Genomic DNA, 16,502 nt, shown 5'->3' on the forward strand with positions numbered 1-16,502 from the left:
GGCCGTCTCATTTATCGGGGGGTCCACTGTGGGTTATCGGGGCCCTGCTGAATAAGCCTCAAGCATCTCGTTGTCAAACCGGTAGATCGAGTTGTAGAGAGTCGTGCTGTGGAACCGGGCATGTACACCTGGCACGTCCTGGAGCTGATTGTAAAAGGCCATCACGTTGCGCACCTTGCCCGCTATTGCGTCGCCGATCCCCTCCTCGGCTCCTCGCTGGGCCACGGCCTCCGACTCCGGGTTGCCGAGGAGTAGTCGGACGTCGACACCGGCTAGCGCCCTTTCTTGCAGGTCTCGGATCAGGGTAGGCACCAGTTCCGGTAGGAACAGGCCGGCGTAGACGAGAATGCCGATTCGTTCGCTGGACTGCTCGATCAGTCGCCGCCACAGGTCGTACGGCACGGCGGACCGGCGGGAGTAGACGTGCACGACCTCGGATTCCGCCACCCGTGCGACGCGCTCGGGTGATGCGGCGTTGGGCCAGAGGTACGACTCACGCTCTTTCAGCAGGCCGGCGATGGCGTGTCGGTGTCGTGGGTAGGGGACACGGTTGAGCGTTATCCACCGCTCGGCCGTCTTGGGGCTGACTCCGACACGTTCAGCCAAACTCAGCGGTGTCAGGCCGGCGTTCAGGATGGCTTCCCGTAGACGGCCGTTCGCCATGACTACCCCTTCGCAACCCTTCGAGGGACGACTTTATCCTAACCAGGACGTCCCTAGACGTGCAAAGTGCGTTGTGACGCTGTGGCTTCCCCTCCGGCGAGAGTGGACCTCGTCAGCGAGCAGTCGTCCGCAAGGGTTGCGCGTTGGACAGGAGGTCCGTACTCACTCGGTCCTTGGCGCGAACCTGAGTGGATCGACACCTACGAGAAGACGAGGTGGTCATGATCCTCACGCCAATTCAACCCATCTGGAAGTCTCGATGCTAGGCGTCGGCGCGTTCGTCGGGGCGGCGCTGCTCGGCTTCTGCGCGGGGCTGTGGTCGTTCCGAGTGAAGTCCAGATGGTGCCCCAGCTGCGGATGCGCCACCTGGCCGATGGAGCGAGGCGCCGACGGCGTGGAAAGGCCATGTGGCGACGGGTGACCCGGTGAACAACCGGCTGCTCCGGACCCCGGAACCGAGCCCAGGAGATGTGCTGCTGATCGGGCGGGAGGCGAGCGTCCAGTTCGCCGACGACCGCGGCATCCGATTCCGGGTGATCGCGGTGGATCGGAAGTGGACGTACGACGGCTGGATCTGGCTCACCGGCTACGTGATGGATCGCCACGGCAACGCCATCGATCGGCGGGAGATCTTCGTCCAGCGCCACGGACTTTACCGATTTCCCAAACGCACCGCGACGTGACTGTTGACCAGGGAGAACAAAATTGATCATCGACGTACTGCGTGACTGGTGGCTGCGCTGGCTCGACTTGCGCTCCGGCCGGTCCACGGCGTCCCAGCGACTGCGCGCCCTACGGCTGCGGCAGACGACATCCGCCCGGCACCGCCGACTCGACGGTAACCGGGGACACCACTGGCGTTCGGAGACCACCACCCTGCTGCCGACCCTGCGCCCCCTGATGACCTACGGCCAGCAAATCGGCTATCGACTGCCGCCCACCAGCATTCTGACCAGCCGGTGACCGTGGCTCACTGCCAGACGCCGGCGCGCATCACTCGGCGTACCCGCAGGTTGTCGTCGAGCTCGACCAGGTCGGCCCGGTGCCCGGGGGCGATCGCGCCGACCGTGCCGGCCAGGCCGATCGTCGCCGCCGGGGTGGTGGCTGCCATCCGTACGGCGTCGACGATGTCGATGCCGGCGGCGACCGCCCGGCGCAGCGCCGCGTCCATGGTCAGCGTGCTGCCGGCGATCGACCCGTCGCGGGCCAACCGGGCGACGGAGCCGGACACCGTCACCGCCTGCCCGCCGAGTTCGTACGCGCCGTCGGGCATGCCGGCGGCGGCCATCGCGTCGGTGACCAGCGCGGTCCGACCGGGGCCGCCGACCGACGTGGCGAAGGTGAGGGTGCCGTCGTGCAGGTGCACCCCGTCGGCGATCAGTTCACAGGTGACCCGGTCGTCGCCGAGCAGGGCGAACACCGGGCCGGGTTCGCGGTGGTGCGGTGGCCGCATGCCGTTGAACAGGTGCGTACCGGCGGTGGCTCCGGCGTCGATCGCCGCCCGGGTCTGGTCGTAGCCGGCGTCGGTGTGGCCGATCGCGGCGACCACCCCGGCGTCGACCAGCCGGGCGATCGCGGCCAGCGCACCGGCCCGCTCCGGGGCCACGGTGACCATCCGGATCACGCCGTCGCCGAGGTCGAGCAGCCCGGCCAGTTCGGCCGGCTCCGGGTCGCGCAGGTACGCCGGGTTCTGCGCCCCGCACCGTACGACCGACAGGTAGGGGCCTTCGAAGTGCAGCCCGGCGAGGGTGCCGTCGGCGACCAGCGGGGCGTACCGGGTGACGGCGTCGCGCATCAGCTCGACCGGCGAGCTGACCAGGCTGGCCAGCAGGCTTGTGGTGCCGTGGGCCAGGTGGAAGGCGGCGGCCCGGCGGGCCGAGTCGGGGTCGCCGGTGGTGAAGGTGTGTCCGCCGCCGCCGTGGTTGTGGATGTCGACGAAGCCCGGCACGGTCCAGCCCGACGCCGACGCGTGTACCCCGGCCCGGCCGCCGCCGGTCGTCGCCACCTCGGTGATCGTGTCGCCGTCGATGGTCAGGCGGCCGTGCTCGCGTACCCCGTCGGGGGTGACCAGCCGGCCCTCGACCCTCATCGGGCGGCCCGCTCGACCGGCTCGGCGGCCCGCTCGACCAGGTCCGACGCGAGCAGGTCCGACGCGAGCAGGTCCGACGCGAGCAGCGCGGCACCGAGGCAGCCGGCCTCGTCGCCGAGCGCGGCCTGGACCAGCCGGGGCAGCCGGTGGAAGGTGGCCCGGCGGCGCACGGCGGCGTCCAGCGGGGCGAGCAGCTGGTCGCCGGCCTCGGCCAGCCCACCGCCCAGCACCACCAGCTCGGGGTCGAACATCGCCTGCCCGATCAGCAGGCCGTCGGCGAGCGCGTCGACCGCGTCGGCCCAGATCCGGCCGGCGGTCGGGTCGCCGGCGGCGGCCAGCCGGGCCACTTCGGCGGCGCCGCCGGTGCGGCGGCCGGCCCGGTCGGCGTACCGGCGGGTGATCGCCGACGCCGACGCGACCGCCTCCAGGCAGCCGGTCTGCCGGCAGTCGCAGGCCGGCCCGTCGGGGCGGACCACCACGTGGCCGAGTTCGCCGGCCGCGCCGTGCGCGCCGGGGTAGCCGGTGCCGTCAACGACGGCGGCGGCCGCGATGCCGGTGCCGATCGCCACGAACAGCACGTGCCGGCTGCCCTGGCCGGCGCCGATCCGGGCCTCGGCGACCCCGCCGGCCCGTACGTCGTGGCCGAGCGCCGTCGGCAGCCCGACCCGGGCGGCCACCAGGTCACGCAGCGGTACGTCGCGGAAGCCGACGTTGGCCGACCAGACCGCGACGCCGGCCGACTCGTCGACGACCCCGGGTACGGCGACGCCGACCGCGACCGGGGTGAGCCCGTCGGCGCGGGCGGTGTCGGCGAGCTGCCCGGCGAGGTCGCAGATGGTGTCGACGACGGCGGCCGGCCCCCGGGCCGCCGCGGTCGGGCGCCGCTCGGTGTGCCGTACCGCCCGGTCGGTCAGCCCGACCAGGGCGCTCTTGATGCCGGTGCCGCCGACGTCCAACGCGATGACGACCTCGTCGGACGGCCCCGGCGGTGTCGGGTCGACTCCGCCGGCCAGGGTCACGTCAGCACGACCGACCGGGTCAGGTGGCGCGGGTTGTCCGGGTCGAGGCCCCGGCTGGCAGCGAGGGCCACCGCGAACCGCTGGGCGAGGATCAGGTCGGCCATCGGGTCGAGCGGGCGGCGGCCGGCGGCCCACCGGTCGAGGACGGCGTACACGCCGTTGGTCCGGCTGTGCACGAACGCCGCGCCGGTCGCCGCCACGTCGTCGGCCAGGTGGTCGGGGATCTCGCCGAACGCCCACACCATCCGGCCCGGCCCGGCAATCGCGATCGGCCCGTGCCGGTAGTCCATCGCCGGGTACGCCTCGGACCAGAAGATGGCGGCCTCGCGGCACTTCAGCGCCGCCTCGTGGGCCAGGCCGACGGTCCAGCCCCGGCCGAGGAAGGTGGCCTGGTCGATCAGCGCCGGGTCGATCGGCAGCCGGGCCCGGACGGCGACCTCGGCGTCGGCGGCGATCGCCGCGACGTCCGCGCCGAGGTGGGCCCGCAGCAGCGCCAGCACGCTGGTGGCGAAGCGGGTCTGCACCACAGACCGTTCGTCGGCGTACGGCAGGGCGACGACGTGGCCGGCGAGCTGAGCGGCGGGGGAGCCGGGGTCGCCGACGAGCACCGTGGTGCGCTGCGGGTCGTCGACGGCGGCGAGCAGGTCGGTGATCTCGGTGGTGGTGCCGGAGCGGCTGATCGCGATGATCCGGTCGTAGTGCCGGCCGGTGGGGAACTCGGAGGCCTGGAAGGCGTCGGTTTCACCGTGGCCGGCGCGTTCCCGCAGCCCGGCGTACGCCATCGCCATGAACCAGGAGGTGCCGCAGCCGACCACGGCGACCCGCTCGCCGGGGCTGGGCAGCGCCGGTGCGGGGGTGTCGGCGGCCTGTGCGGCCGCCCGGCGCCAGCACTCCGGCTGGCTGGCGATCTCGGCGTCGACGTAGCTCATCGCGACACTCCTCGCTGACGACAAGCAGCGGTGCTCGTTCGGGCTCGAACTGGCACCTTTTCGCGCGTCATTGTGCGCGTTCTCGTGACCGGGTGGCAACAACCGGGCTGGGGTGATGCCCGATCGCGCAGACGGAGGTTTTGCTACCGGGCGTTTCGCGCACTAGTGTGCAGCAAACTGGTCACCATCTGCGCAGCTGGACGTGGTAAGCAGCGAGGCGCGGTAGCAGCGAGGCGTGGGAAGGGGCGGCATGGATCGGTACGCACGGTGGAACGCTCTGCTGGAACTGCTCACCGACAGCGGCCGGATCACCGTCGAGGACGCCGCCACCCGCCTCGACGTCTCCCAGGCCACCATCCGCCGCGACTTCGACCAGCTCGCCCAGCAACAGATGATCACCCGTACCCGGGGCGGCGCGGTCGCCAACGGCGTCTCCTACGACCTGCCGCTGCGTTACAAGACCGCCAAGCACTCGGCGGAGAAGCAGCGCATCGGCACGGCCGCCGCCGCACTCGTCGAACCCGGCATGGTCGTCGGGCTCAACGGCGGCACCACCACCACCGAGGTGGCCCGCGCGCTCGCCGTACGCCCGGATCTGAACACCAGCGCGGACGGCGCCCAGCTGACCGTGGTCACCAACGCGCTGAACATCGCCAACGAGCTGCTGGTCCGCTCCCGGATGAAGATCGTCGTCGCCGGCGGGGTGGTCCGCCCGCAGTCGTTCGAGCTGGTCGGGCCGCTCGGCGGCGCGCTGCTGCGGGAGGTCACCCTGGACGTCGCGCTGCTCGGCGTCGACGCGATCGACCCGCAGCTCGGCGCCGCCGCCCACCACGAGGGCGAAGCGTCGATGAACGCGCTGATGGTGGCCCGCGCCAAGCGGGTGGTGATCATCGCCGACGGGTCGAAGCTGGGCGGGCACGCCTTCGCCCGGATCTGCCCGATCGACCGGGTGGAGACCCTGATCACCGACTCCGGCGCCGAGCCCGGCACGGTCGCCGTCTTCCGCGAACTCGGCGTGACGGTGGTCACCGCCTGAGCCGTCTGTCCCGTATGGTGTGTCCTTGTTCTGACGGCGGGTACGCGGCGGAGGTGGCGGATGACGGCCGTACTGGAAATCTCCGGGCTGCGTAAGACCTACCGCAGCCGTCGACGTGGGGTCCGGCATGCCGTCGACGGCTTCGACATGCGGGTCGAGGCCGGCCAGGTGCACGGCTTCCTCGGCCCGAACGGATCCGGCAAGACCACCACACTGCGTACCCTGCTCGGCCTGGTCGCGCCGAACGGCGGCCGGATGGCGATCCTCGGCCAGCCGGTCCCGCAGCAGCTGCCGGCGGTGATCGGCCGGGTCGGTGCCATCGTGGAAAGTCCACAGTTCTTCCCACACTTCACCGCCCGGGACACCCTGTCGCTGCTCGCCCAAGCGGGCGGTCTTGCTCCGCAGCGGGTGCCGGCGGTGCTGGACCTTGTCGGCCTCGCCGACCGGGCCGGCGAGCGGGTCCGCACCTACTCGCTCGGCATGCGTCAACGGCTGGCCGTCGCATCGGCGCTGCTGAAGGAACCGGCGCTGCTGATCCTCGACGAGCCGGCCAACGGCCTCGACCCGGCCGGCATCCGGGAGATGCGCACCCTGATGCGTGACCTGGTCGCCGCCGGCACCACCGTGGTGCTGTCCAGCCACATCCTCGGCGAAATCCAGGTGATCTGCGACTCGGTGACGATCATTTCGCGGGGCCGCCGGGTCACCGCCGGCCCGGTCGCCGAGGTGCTGGCCGCGCACTCCGCCGGCGGTCTGCGGGTACGCCTGGAAGCCGCCGCCGACCTGCCGGCCGCCGAGACGGCCCTCACCGCCGCCGACGGCCCGCCGGTCACCGTCACCCGGCACGCCGACCACCTGGTGGTGCACGGGGTCGACCAGCCGGCCCGGGTGACCCGTACCCTCGCCGCCGCCGGCCTGTACGTCAGCGAACTGACCCCGGTCACCGCCGACCTGGAAAGTGTCTTCCTCCAGCTGACCGCCGACGACGCCCCGACGGCCGACGACGGCCATGCCGCCGACGCCGAGCAGACGGTCGCCGCCGACCCGACGGGAGCCGGGCGATGAACCTGTACCGGGCCGAGCTGCGCCGCCTCGGCAAACGACGCTTCGTCCGCTACCTGGTGGCCGCCGTGCTGCTGGCGCTGGTCGCGATCGCCGTCGGGACGTTCCTCGGCAACCAGAAGATCGGCCCGGCGGCGTTCGCCGAAGCCGAGCGCACCGCCGAGGCCGAGTACCGGGCCGGGGTCGAATGGGCCGAGCAGTGGCAGGCCGAATGCGAGCGCAGCCAGACCAGCGGCGCCGCCGACCCGAACCGCTTCCCATCGAACTGTGCCGACATCGTGCCGCCGACCCGGGACATGTACCCGGCCGAGCCGTACCTGCCGGCGACGTTCACCTTCCACCGCGAGTTTCCGGCCACCCTGTACGTCTTCGCCACCCTGTCGACCCTGGTCTTCTTCGTGGCGGGGGCGTCGTTCATCGGTGCCGAGTGGACCTCCGGCGGGATGATGAACCTGCTGCTGTGGCGGCCACGCCGGCTCCGTGTCCTGTTCACCAAGCTGGCCGCGCTGCTGACCGGCGTACTGGCGGTGACGGTGCCCGCCGTGCTGCTGTGGACGGCGGCGCTCTGGGCCACCGCCGTGTGGCGCGGCTCGACCGCCGAGATGACCGCCGGCGCCTGGCGGTCCATCGCGTTGACCGAGCTGCGGGTGGTGGTGCTGGTGGTCGCGGCCGCCACGGTCGGCTTCGGGCTGGCCGCGATCGGCCGGCACACCGCGTTGGCGCTCGGCGGCGTCCTCGCCGTACTCGTGCTGGGCCAGTCCGCGTTGAGTTTCCTCGCCGACGTGACCGACGCGACCTTCGTCGAGGCATGGCTGCTGCCGGTGTACTGGATCGCCTGGATGGACTCGTCGATCGAGCTGACCAACTGGCAGGCCTGCGGCGGGCAGCCCGGCTGCGTACCGCCGACCATGGAACTGACCTGGATGCACACCGGTGTGCTGATGGCGGCGGTGGTGCTGCTGGTGTCGGTCGTCGCGGCGTGGACGGTGCGTCGGCGCGACGTCAGCTGAGCCCGACACACCCGACGGCGCAAACCGGCGGATGCGTACCCGTCGGGTGGGCGATTACCCTGGTGAGGTGCCGGCTGCTGACGAACCCCGGACCGGACCGGGCGCCGGGTCGGTCCCCCGGACGACGGCCGGCGTTCCCCGGCAACGCAGCGAGCCGCTCGACGCCGACGGGTACGACGACGCCGGCACCGAGCCGGTCGACGCCGGCGGGTCCGACGCCGGCACCGTGCCGGTCGGCGCCGACACCGTCAGCGGTACGGCTGCCGCCGGCCCGGCCGCGACCGGGCTGACCGAGCGTGAGCAGCGGATCCTCGATTTCGAACGGCAGTGGTGGAAGCACGCCGGTGCCAAGGAACAGTCGATCCGGGACACCTTCGGTCTCTCCGCCACCCGCTACTACCAGCTGCTCAACCAGTTGCTGGACAACCCGGCCGCGCTGGCCGTCGAACCGGTGCTGGTGGCCCGGCTCCGCCGGCTTCGGGCCGCCCGGTCGCGAGCCCGGCGCGGCTGAGCCGGGCCGCCGGGGCAGGCCGGCCAGGGCCGGCCAGTCGGTGTCGGCCGGTCACTTCTCGTACATCTTGAGCCCGTTGCCGAGCGCGATGAACGTCGGTGCCCATTCGCCGACGAAGATGCCCCACCGGTCAGCCCGGTCGACGCCCGCCGCCTCGAACCGCTTGGACAGCACCCAACTGGTCAGCGATATCCCGATGCTGACGATGCCGGCGACGTACATGTGTTCGGCCCGCAGGCCCTTCTCGTGCAGTTGACGCAACATCTGTGGTCCCCCTGTGTCCCGGGCGCCGCTGTCACGTGCGCCGCGCGGCCCGCGATCCTCGACACCCACCTACCGGTCAAGCTACCGTCGGTGACGGACTGGATTCCGAGAGTTGGTGAGAGATGCTCAGGGTGATTCCCGACCGACTCCGGTGCCGGCGGTGACAAGCCAGCCGTCGGTCCCGCCGACCAGCCTGCCGACCATGCGGGTGGACGCATGTTCCGTTGCCGCGCCCGGACAATCGGACAACGAGGACCAGATCCTGCAGTACGGCGACCTGGTCGGTGTGCTGGACGGTGCCACCACACCGGCTGGCTTCGACACCGGCTGTAGCCACGGGCCGGCCTGGTACGTGCGCCGGCTCGCCGCCCGGCTCGGGTTGGCCAGCGCTGCTACACCGGCCGCGCCGCTGGCCGGGTTGCTCGCCGAGGCCATCCGGGCGGTCCGCGACGACCACGCGGCCACCTGCGACGTGGACCACCCGGGCACCCCGTCGGCCACGGTGTGCCTGCTGCGCCGCTCCGGTGGGCACCTGGACTACCTGGTGCTGTGCGACAGTCCACTGGTGTTCGAAGCCGCCGGGCAGGTCGGCGTGGTGGCCGACAACCGGTTGGCCGAGATCATGGCCAGGCTGCGCGGACAGCACGATCCGCCGGCCACCGACGACCCGCGGCACCGCTACCACCGGGCCGTACGGTGGCAGCGGCAGTGGATGAACCAGCCGGACGGCTACTGGGTGGCCGCCGCCGACCCGGCTGCGGCCGACCGGGCGCTCTGCGGCACCCTGCCGCTGACCGGACCGGGCCGGATCACCCGGGCGGCGTTGCTCAGTGACGGGGCGTCGCGGGCCGTCGAACGGTTCGGGCTGTACAGCTGGCCGCAGCTGATGGAGCTGCTCGCCGAGGCCGGGTCGGCCGAGTTGATCCGCCAGGTACGGGTCGCCGAGACCGCCGAGCCGGATCCGTCGACCGGTCACAAGCGGCACGACGACGCCACGGCGATATTCTGCCTTTTCGATACCGGCTGATCCGGTCAGTCGATGCGTACTGAGCTGGGACAACAGCTGGCGGGCTGGACCGGGGCCGCCGGTCGACGGGTGACCGGTGTCCCGAAGGCCGTTTCGGCAGCGCTGGAACTGAGCAAGTATCCGTCCCAGGGGCCGGTAGCTGGGTAGACGGGAGGTGCGGAATGAGTAAGGCGGAATCGGCACCGGCCTGGGAGACTACCGCCGTGCGGCACGACGTGCGGTTGACCCCGATGAGCGACGACCTGTTGGAGCCGTTGCTCTCCGCCGCCGTGGCCGAAGCCGAGCCGGGTGAGGTGATGCCGCCGGTGCCCGGCCCGGCCGGTTGGACCGCCGCCCGCCGGGACGCCTTTCGCACGTTCTACCGGTCCCACTTCGGCGGCGGGCAGTTCGGGCCCGCCGGCACCATCGTCTACGCGGTCACCATCGGCGGGGACGTGGTCGGCGGCATCCGGCTCAGCCGGCTCGACACCCCTTCCGTCGTGGAGACCGGCATCTGGCTCGGCCGGTCCGCCCGTGGGCGGGGGGTCGGCTCCGCCGCGCTACGCGCGGTGCTGGACGAAGCGGTCCGGCTCGGTGCCCACCTGGTCATCGCCCGGACCACCCCGGCCAACCGGTCGGCGATCAACCTGCTGCGGCGGTGCGGCGCGATCATCGGGGTCGAGCAGGGCCAGGTGCACGCCCGGTTCTGGCTGGACGAGGCGTTCACCACTGACCTGGCCGGCTGATCCGGGCGCGCTGACCCGGGTATGCCGGCGCGTCTGGCGCGCAGCGGCACTTCAAGGGCGCGACGTGCCCCTACCGGGCGGACTGCTGTTCGGCGTACGCGGCCAGCCAGGCCACCTGCGCCGGATCCAGCGACGGCCGGATCCGGTCCCGGGCCGCCGCGACGTGCGCGGCGGTCACCGATGATGCCTCCAATGACTCCCGCATCGCGGCCAGCGCCGACTCGCGGACCAGCGCGGCGCAGTCCGCCGCCGAGAACCCGTCCAACGACGCGGCGAGCTCGGTCAGCTCCACATCGTCGGCGAGCGGCACCGACTTCGCCGCCGCCTTGAGGATCTCGGTGCGCGCGGCACCGTCCGGCGGCGGTACGTACACCAACCGCTCCAACCGGCCCGGCCGTAGCAGGGCCGGGTCGACCAGGTCCGGCCGGTTCGTCGCACCGATCACCACGACGTTGCGCAGCGCCTCGACCCCGTCCAGTTCGGTGAGCAGCGCGGCGACCACCCGGTCGGTGGTGCCGCCGTCGGACGCCTGCCCGCGTATCGGTGCCAGGGCGTCCACCTCGTCCAGGAACACCAGGGTCGGCGCTGCTTCGCGGGCCCGGCGAAACAGTTCGCGGACCGCCCGTTCGCTCTCCCCGACCCACTTCGACAGCAGCTCGGCGCCCTTGACCGACAGCACGTTGGCCTTGCCGGTGCCGGCCAGCGCGGTCACCAGGAACGTCTTGCCGCAGCCCGGCGGACCGTAGAGCAGCACCCCGCGCGGCGGCTGCACGCCCAACCGGGCGAAGGTGTCCGGGTAGGTCAACGGCCAGAGCACCGACTCGGTCAGCATCTGCTTGACCTGGGCCATGTCGCCGACGTCGTCCAGTGTCACCCGCGCCAGCTCTAGAGTGGACGTCGCCATCGAGGTGGGCCGGACCACCTCCAGCGCGGCTTCGAAGTCGGCAGCGGCCACCATCGGCGCCTCCGCCGACTTCTGCCGCAGCGCCGCCCGTACCCCGGCTTCGCGGGCCAGCGCGGCCAGGTCGGCGGCGACGAACCCGGGGGTACGCCCGGCGACGTCGTCGAGCCGGACGTCGTCCTCCAACGGCATGCCCCGGGTCAGCACGGCCAGCTGTTCCCGACGCATCGCGGCGTCCGGCAGCGGCACCGCGACCTGCACGGCGAGCAGGTCCGGGCCGCGTAGCCCGGGATCCAGCGCCTCCGGGTGGCTGGTGGTGCAGACCACCGCCGCCCCGGCGGCCACCGTCTCGGCCAGCACCTGCCGGAACACGGTCGACAACGGACCCGGCTCGTCGCGGGGCGCGACCGCGTCCACGTCGGCGATCAGTAGCACTGCGGCGTCGCCGCGGCGTACCGACTCGGCGGCCCGACGCAGCCGCTGTGCCGCGGCGTCGTTGGTGAGCGCGGCGAGCTCCGGCGCCCAGAGCGTCTCCACCCGGGCGTCCAGGTCGGCGGCGACCGCACGCACCAGCGCCGACTTGCCGGACCCGGCCGGCCCGCTGAGCAGTACGCCGAGCGACACGGTGGTGCCCAGCCGGTCCAGCACCTCCCGGTGGTGGAAGCCGAGGTCGAGCAGCTCAGTCAGCTCGTGTGCCTGGGCCCGCAGGCCGGGCAGGTCATCCAGGTTGGGTGCCGGCTCGTCGACGAAGTCCGGTGCCGGTGCCGGCGACACCGGCCCGGCCGGGCGGACCTCCTCCCCGGACGACCCGTGGGTGGCCGGCCCGTGCCGCCAGGCCACCACGGTGTCCATCGTGACCAGCACCGGGTCCCCGGTCCGGGCCAGGTTGGCCGGCTCAGCGTCGGCGACCGTCAGCAGGGTGCTGGTCCAGGCGTACCCGACGACGTTGGCGAGGCTGCGTCTGGCCGCCTCCATCAGGCCGCGGTGCGCCGAGTCGGAGAAGACGTCCTGCGGCAGCAGCGACACGTCGTCACCGGCGGTGACCACCTTGCCGAGCAGGGCCAGCCGCAGCATCTCCGGGCTGACCACCGCGGCGATCTCGACCGGTCCGTCCAGGGTCAGCCGGCGGGCGGCGACCTCCGGTGCCGGGGCCACGGTCACCTGACCGCCGTCACGGACACCGAGGTTGCCCAGGGTCAGGTCGTCGGCGTACAGCAGGGCGCGGCTGGCGCCGGCCTCGGCGCGGGCCGCGACCCCGGCGGTGCTGCGTCGCCCGGTCAGCCGCACCGGCGTGCCGGCGGTGACGCCGAGCGCGGCCAGCACCTCCGGGTGCAGTCGGACGATGCCCCGGCGGGCGTCCAACGCGGCGGGCCGCAGGCTCGCGGTCAAGGTCAGTTCGGGGTCGGCCACCCGCCGAGCCTATCCACCGCTGCGGCTGAGAGGGTTCACAGCTGGCCGGCGGACGGTGGCCGTACCGTGTGGCACATGCCGACTCCCTTGTCCACGCGGCTGCGTCGGGTCCTGCCCGGGTCGTACCAGCGGCGGCTGACCGGCGGGCTGCTCGCGCTCGCCCTGGTCGCCGGCGTGGTCACCTGGGCGGTCTGGCCCGAGTCGGTGCCGTACGCGGTGACCGAGCAGCGGCTCACGGTCCGCTCCGGCCCGGACGGTGACCAGCCGGTCGACCTGGACACCACGTTCTACCTGCCGGAGACGGCCTCGGCGGCCAATCCGGTGCCGGCGGTGCTGCTCGCCCACGGCTTCGGCGGGTCCAAGCAGTCGGTGGCCGCCGACGCCGAGGAGCTGGCCACCCTCGGGTACGCGGTACTGGCGTACTCGGCGCGCGGGTTCGGGGCCAGCGGCGGACAGATCCACCTGAACAGCCCCGACCACGAGGTGCGCGACGCCGCCCGGCTGCTCGACTGGCTGGCGCAGCGCCCGGAGGTGCGTACCGACGCTGCCGGGGACCCGCAGGTCGGGGTGGTGGGCGGCTCGTACGGCGGCGCGTTGGCGCTGCTGCTGGCCGCCGCCGACGACCGGGTCAACGCGATCGTGCCGATGATCACCTGGAACGACCTGGCCGGTGCGTTCCTGCCGGAGTCGACCGGCGGTGACCCGGTCGACGGGGTGTTCAAGAAGGGCTGGGCCGGGCTGTTCTTCGGCAGCGCCGGGGCACCCGCCGGCGGGCCGGGTGTGCCGGCGGATCCGGGTGGGCCCGATCCGCAGTGCGGGCGGTTCGCCGCCGACGTGTGCGCCGCGTACCTGCGGATCGCCACCACCGGCCGGGGGGACCCAGCGGCGGTGGCGTTGCTGCAGCGGTCCAGCCCGGCTCAGGTGCTGGACCGGATCACCGCGCCGACGCTGCTGATCCAGGGCACGGCGGACACGCTGTTCCCGCTGGCCCAGGCCGACGCCAACGCCCGGGGCATCGCCGCGAGCGGCACCCCGGTGCGGGTCGCTTGGTACACCGGTGGTCATGACGGTGGCAGCGGTCCGCTGACCGACCAGGACCGGGTCAAGTTCCTCACCGCGCAGTGGCTGGACCACCACGTCGCCGGGGACGGCGAGGCCCCGGGCGGCAGCTTCACCTGGTCGCGGATCGCCGGCTTCGACGCGATGGACCGGGGACTGGTCGCCACCGGCTACCGGATCACCGACTACCCCGGCACCGCCGGCACGGCAACGACGACGGTCACCGTCGACGGTCCGCCGCAGTTGATCGTCAACCCACCGGCCGGCAACCCGGCGGCGGTCTCCTCGCTGCCGATGGCCGGCGGGCTGGCCGGCGCGCTCGGTGGCGTGGCCGGTGGTCTGGTCAGCGAACTGCCCGGACAGCACAGCCACTTCGACTCGGCGCCGCTGGCCGACCCGGTCGACGTGGTCGGCGCGCCGACGGTGACCGTCCGGGCCGCGTCGCCGACCGGTGCGGCGGTGCTGTTCGTCAAGCTGTACGACGTCGACCCGGACGGCGCGATGAGCCTGCCCGGTGGGCTGGTCGCGCCGGTGCGGCTGACCGGCCTGCCGGCGGACATCGCGCAGGCGCAACCGGTCGAGGTGACCCTGCCGGCGATCGTGCACCGGTTCGAGGCCGGCAACCGGCTGCGGATCGTGGTCGCCACCTCGGACCAGGGGTACGCCACCCCGGTCGAGCCGACCGTCTACACGGTCGCGGTCGGCGACGGCACCGCGGCCGGGGGCACCGACCGCGCGCCGGTCGTCCTGCCGCAGGTGGCCGGTGAGCCGATTGCCACCTCGGCAGCGCTGTGGCGCTGGGTGCTCGCCGGGCTGGTCGCCGCGATCGTCGTCGGACTGGTCGTGGTCCTCGCCGTGGTGCGGCTGCGGCAGCGGCGCACCGACCACACCGTCGACGCCGCGCGCGCGCAGACCCCGCTGGTGGTGCGGGACCTGCGCAAGGAGTACGCCGACGGGTTCGTCGCGGTCGAGCGGGTCGACTTCACCGTCGAACGCGGCCAGGTCGTCGGCCTGCTCGGGCCGAACGGTGCCGGCAAGACCACCACCCTGCGGGTGCTGATGGGGCTGACCCAGCCGACCCGTGGTGAGATCCTGGTCTTCGGCCACCGGCTGGTGCCCGGCGCGCCGGTGCTGTCCCGGATCGGGTCACTCGTCGAGGGGCCCGGGTTCCTGCCGCACCTGTCCGGCATCGACAACCTCCGGGCGTACTGGCGGGCCACCGGACGCCCGGCGGCGGACGCGCACTTCGACGAGGCCCTGGCGATTGCCGGGCTGGGGGATTCGGTCCACCGCAGGATCCGCAACTACAGCCATGGGATGCGCCAACGGCTGGCCATCGCCCAGGCCATGCTCGGGCTGCCGGAGCTGCTGGTGCTCGACGAACCGACCGACGGGCTGGACCCGCCGCAGATCGCCGAGATGCGCCGGGTGCTGAAGCGGTACGCCACCGGTGGGCGGGCGGTGCTGGTCTCCAGCCATCTGCTGGCCGAGGTGGAGCAGACCTGCACCCACGCGGTGGTGGTCAACAAGGGCCGGATCGTGGCCGCCGGACCGGTCGACGACATCGTCGGGGATTCGCCGAGCGTGCAGTTCGACGTCTCGGACGTGGCCGCCGCCGAAGCGGTGCTGAAGCGGCTGGCCGGGGTGCGTACCGTCGCCGCCGACAACGGCGGACTGATCGTCGACGTCGACGGTACGCCGCGCAGCGAGGTGGTCGCGGAGCTGGTCCGGGCCGGGGTGGCGGTGGACCGGGTGGTGCCCCGCCGCCGGCTGGAGGATGCATTCCTCGCCCTGGTCGGCGAGAACTCACGGGGAAGCGGGGACCGCTGATGGCTACCGTCGGATCATCGGACGTGCGGCAGCCGGACCGGCCGGTCGATCAGTCCGGCGCCGCCGCCGGCTACCGGGCTCGCGCCACCTTGCCGTTCTGGGCCGAGGTACGCCGCCAGGCGGCCCGCCGTCGCACTCAGCTGACGCTGGGTTTCATGGTGCTGCTGCCGTTGATCGTGCTGATCGCCTTCGAGTTCGACGACGGTGACGACGACAACGGCGGCGGCGAGTTCGCCAGCCTGGTCGAGCTGGCCACCACCGGCGGGTTGAACTTCGCCCTGTTCACCATCTTCGTGTCGTCGACGTTTCTGCTGGTGGTGGCGGTGGCGTTGTTCTGTGGCGATACGGTGGCCAGCGAGGCGAGCTGGGGGAGCCTGCGCTATCTGCTGGCCGTGCCGGTGCCCCGGGCCCGGCTGCTGGCGGTGAAGCTGGTCGCCGCGTTGGCGTACTCCGGGTTGTCGGTTCTGGTCCTCGCCGCGACCGCGCTGTTGGTCGGCACCCTGCGGTACGGCTGGTCGCCGCTGCGTTCGACGGTGGCTGCCGAGATCCCGGCCGGGGAGGGCACGCTGCGGCTGCTCGGCATCCTCGGTTACCTGGCGGTGGTGCTGCTGATCGTGGCGTCGCTGGCGTTCCTGCTGTCGGTGTCGACCGACGCGGCGCTCGGCGCGGTCGGCGGCGCGGTGCTGCTGTGGATCCTGTCCAGCATCCTGGACCAGATCACCGCGCTGGGCGTGCTGCGGGACTTCCTGCCGACCCATTTCAGCACCGCCTGGCTGGGGCTGCTGTCGACCCCGATGCAGACCGACGACGTGGTACGCGGCTGCGTGTCGGCGTTGACGTACGCCACGGTCTTCCTGTCGTTGGCGTTCTGGCGGTTCACCCGCAAGGACGTCACGTCCTGACCGTCGCAGGGTTAGGGGGCGGGGCGGGGATGTCCCCCTTGCCGGTCCGGGTGGTGCTCTTCTTA

At 72.7% G+C, this 16,502-nt stretch carries 16 protein-coding genes; 10 read left to right on the forward strand and 6 right to left on the reverse strand.

What is annotated here, in order from left to right:
• Positions 1-33: 33 nt before the first annotated feature.
• Positions 34-663: an XRE family transcriptional regulator gene (locus tag ACFHWS_RS22050; RefSeq protein WP_416568931.1), complete on the reverse strand. Its 630-nt coding sequence runs from the start codon at positions 661-663 to the stop codon at positions 34-36.
• Between the two features lie 425 nt (positions 664-1,088).
• Between ACFHWS_RS22050 and ACFHWS_RS22055 the strand changes: the two genes are divergently transcribed.
• Together ACFHWS_RS22055 and ACFHWS_RS22060 are read left to right on the forward strand one after the other, a co-directional pair.
• Positions 1,089-1,346 (forward strand): hypothetical protein, encoded by a 258-nt coding sequence (locus tag ACFHWS_RS22055; RefSeq protein WP_416551902.1) that lies wholly within the window; start codon positions 1,089-1,091, stop codon positions 1,344-1,346.
• 22 nt (positions 1,347-1,368) lie between these two features.
• Entirely contained in the window at positions 1,369-1,626 is a 258-nt protein-coding gene (locus ACFHWS_RS22060) for a hypothetical protein (protein WP_416568932.1), read from the forward strand.
• Between the two features lie 7 nt (positions 1,627-1,633).
• Here ACFHWS_RS22060 and nagA read toward each other — a convergent pair whose 3' ends face one another.
• Genes nagA through ACFHWS_RS22075 form a run of 3 tightly spaced genes read right to left on the reverse strand, consistent with a single transcriptional unit; the run spans position 1,634 to position 4,700 of the window.
• The gene (nagA, locus tag ACFHWS_RS22065; RefSeq protein ID WP_416568933.1) at positions 1,634-2,752 is read right to left on the reverse strand and encodes an N-acetylglucosamine-6-phosphate deacetylase; all 1,119 of its coding nucleotides are present in this window, start codon (positions 2,750-2,752) and stop codon (positions 1,634-1,636) included.
• Positions 2,749-3,771 carry an ROK family protein gene (locus ACFHWS_RS22070; protein WP_416568934.1) on the reverse strand — a complete coding sequence of 341 codons (1,023 nt, stop codon included), beginning with the start codon at positions 3,769-3,771 and terminating at the stop codon, positions 2,749-2,751. Before ACFHWS_RS22070 ends, nagA begins: the two co-directional genes overlap by 4 nt.
• On the reverse strand, positions 3,768-4,700 hold the full coding sequence (locus ACFHWS_RS22075; RefSeq protein WP_416551898.1) for an SIS domain-containing protein: 933 nt from the start codon (positions 4,698-4,700) through the stop codon (positions 3,768-3,770). Before ACFHWS_RS22075 ends, ACFHWS_RS22070 begins: the two co-directional genes overlap by 4 nt.
• 250 nt (positions 4,701-4,950) lie before the next feature.
• On the opposite strand from ACFHWS_RS22075, the gene ACFHWS_RS22080 reads away from it, so the two are divergent.
• The 4 genes from ACFHWS_RS22080 to ACFHWS_RS22095 are packed head-to-tail and all read left to right on the forward strand — an operon-like array spanning position 4,951 to position 8,319.
• Complete coding sequence (locus ACFHWS_RS22080; RefSeq protein WP_416551897.1) at positions 4,951-5,736, forward strand: DeoR/GlpR family DNA-binding transcription regulator; 786 nt, start codon at positions 4,951-4,953, stop codon at positions 5,734-5,736.
• 60 nt (positions 5,737-5,796) lie between these two features.
• Entirely contained in the window at positions 5,797-6,801 is a 1,005-nt protein-coding gene (locus ACFHWS_RS22085; RefSeq protein WP_416551896.1) for an ABC transporter ATP-binding protein, read from the forward strand.
• Positions 6,798-7,808: an ABC transporter permease gene (locus ACFHWS_RS22090; protein ID WP_416551895.1), complete on the forward strand. Its 1,011-nt coding sequence runs from the start codon at positions 6,798-6,800 to the stop codon at positions 7,806-7,808. The genes ACFHWS_RS22085 and ACFHWS_RS22090 overlap by 4 nt, the downstream gene beginning before the upstream one ends.
• Before the next feature lie 31 nt (positions 7,809-7,839).
• The gene (locus ACFHWS_RS22095; protein WP_416568935.1) at positions 7,840-8,319 is read left to right on the forward strand and encodes a DUF3263 domain-containing protein; all 480 of its coding nucleotides are present in this window, start codon (positions 7,840-7,842) and stop codon (positions 8,317-8,319) included.
• 51 nt (positions 8,320-8,370) lie between these two features.
• Here the strand turns inward: ACFHWS_RS22095 and ACFHWS_RS22100 are convergent, their stop codons facing one another.
• The gene (locus tag ACFHWS_RS22100; protein ID WP_282232450.1) at positions 8,371-8,583 is read right to left on the reverse strand and encodes a hypothetical protein; all 213 of its coding nucleotides are present in this window, start codon (positions 8,581-8,583) and stop codon (positions 8,371-8,373) included.
• 160 nt (positions 8,584-8,743) lie between these two features.
• On the opposite strand from ACFHWS_RS22100, the gene ACFHWS_RS22105 reads away from it, so the two are divergent.
• Together ACFHWS_RS22105 and ACFHWS_RS22110 are read left to right on the forward strand one after the other, a co-directional pair.
• Entirely contained in the window at positions 8,744-9,610 is an 867-nt protein-coding gene (locus ACFHWS_RS22105) for a hypothetical protein (protein WP_416568936.1), read from the forward strand.
• A 203-nt stretch (positions 9,611-9,813) separates the two neighbouring features.
• Positions 9,814-10,335: a GNAT family N-acetyltransferase gene (locus tag ACFHWS_RS22110; protein ID WP_416568949.1), complete on the forward strand. Its 522-nt coding sequence runs from the start codon at positions 9,814-9,816 to the stop codon at positions 10,333-10,335.
• A gap of 70 nt (positions 10,336-10,405) precedes the next feature.
• On the opposite strand, the gene ACFHWS_RS22115 is transcribed toward ACFHWS_RS22110, so the two are convergent.
• Positions 10,406-12,646, reverse strand: a complete 2,241-nt coding sequence (locus tag ACFHWS_RS22115) for an AAA family ATPase (RefSeq protein ID WP_416551891.1) — start codon at positions 12,644-12,646, stop codon at positions 10,406-10,408.
• Between the two features lie 75 nt (positions 12,647-12,721).
• Between ACFHWS_RS22115 and ACFHWS_RS22120 the strand changes: the two genes are divergently transcribed.
• Together ACFHWS_RS22120 and ACFHWS_RS22125 are read left to right on the forward strand one after the other, a co-directional pair.
• Positions 12,722-15,535: an alpha/beta fold hydrolase gene (locus ACFHWS_RS22120; protein ID WP_416568937.1), complete on the forward strand. Its 2,814-nt coding sequence runs from the start codon at positions 12,722-12,724 to the stop codon at positions 15,533-15,535.
• Positions 15,535-16,437 carry an ABC transporter permease gene (locus ACFHWS_RS22125; protein WP_416551889.1) on the forward strand — a complete coding sequence of 301 codons (903 nt, stop codon included), beginning with the start codon at positions 15,535-15,537 and terminating at the stop codon, positions 16,435-16,437. The genes ACFHWS_RS22120 and ACFHWS_RS22125 overlap by 1 nt, the downstream gene beginning before the upstream one ends.
• Positions 16,438-16,502: the final 65 nt, after the last annotated feature.

The organism is Micromonospora sp. LOL_013, from assembly GCF_048060315.1.
Taxonomy (GTDB): domain Bacteria; phylum Actinomycetota; class Actinomycetes; order Mycobacteriales; family Micromonosporaceae; genus Micromonospora_E.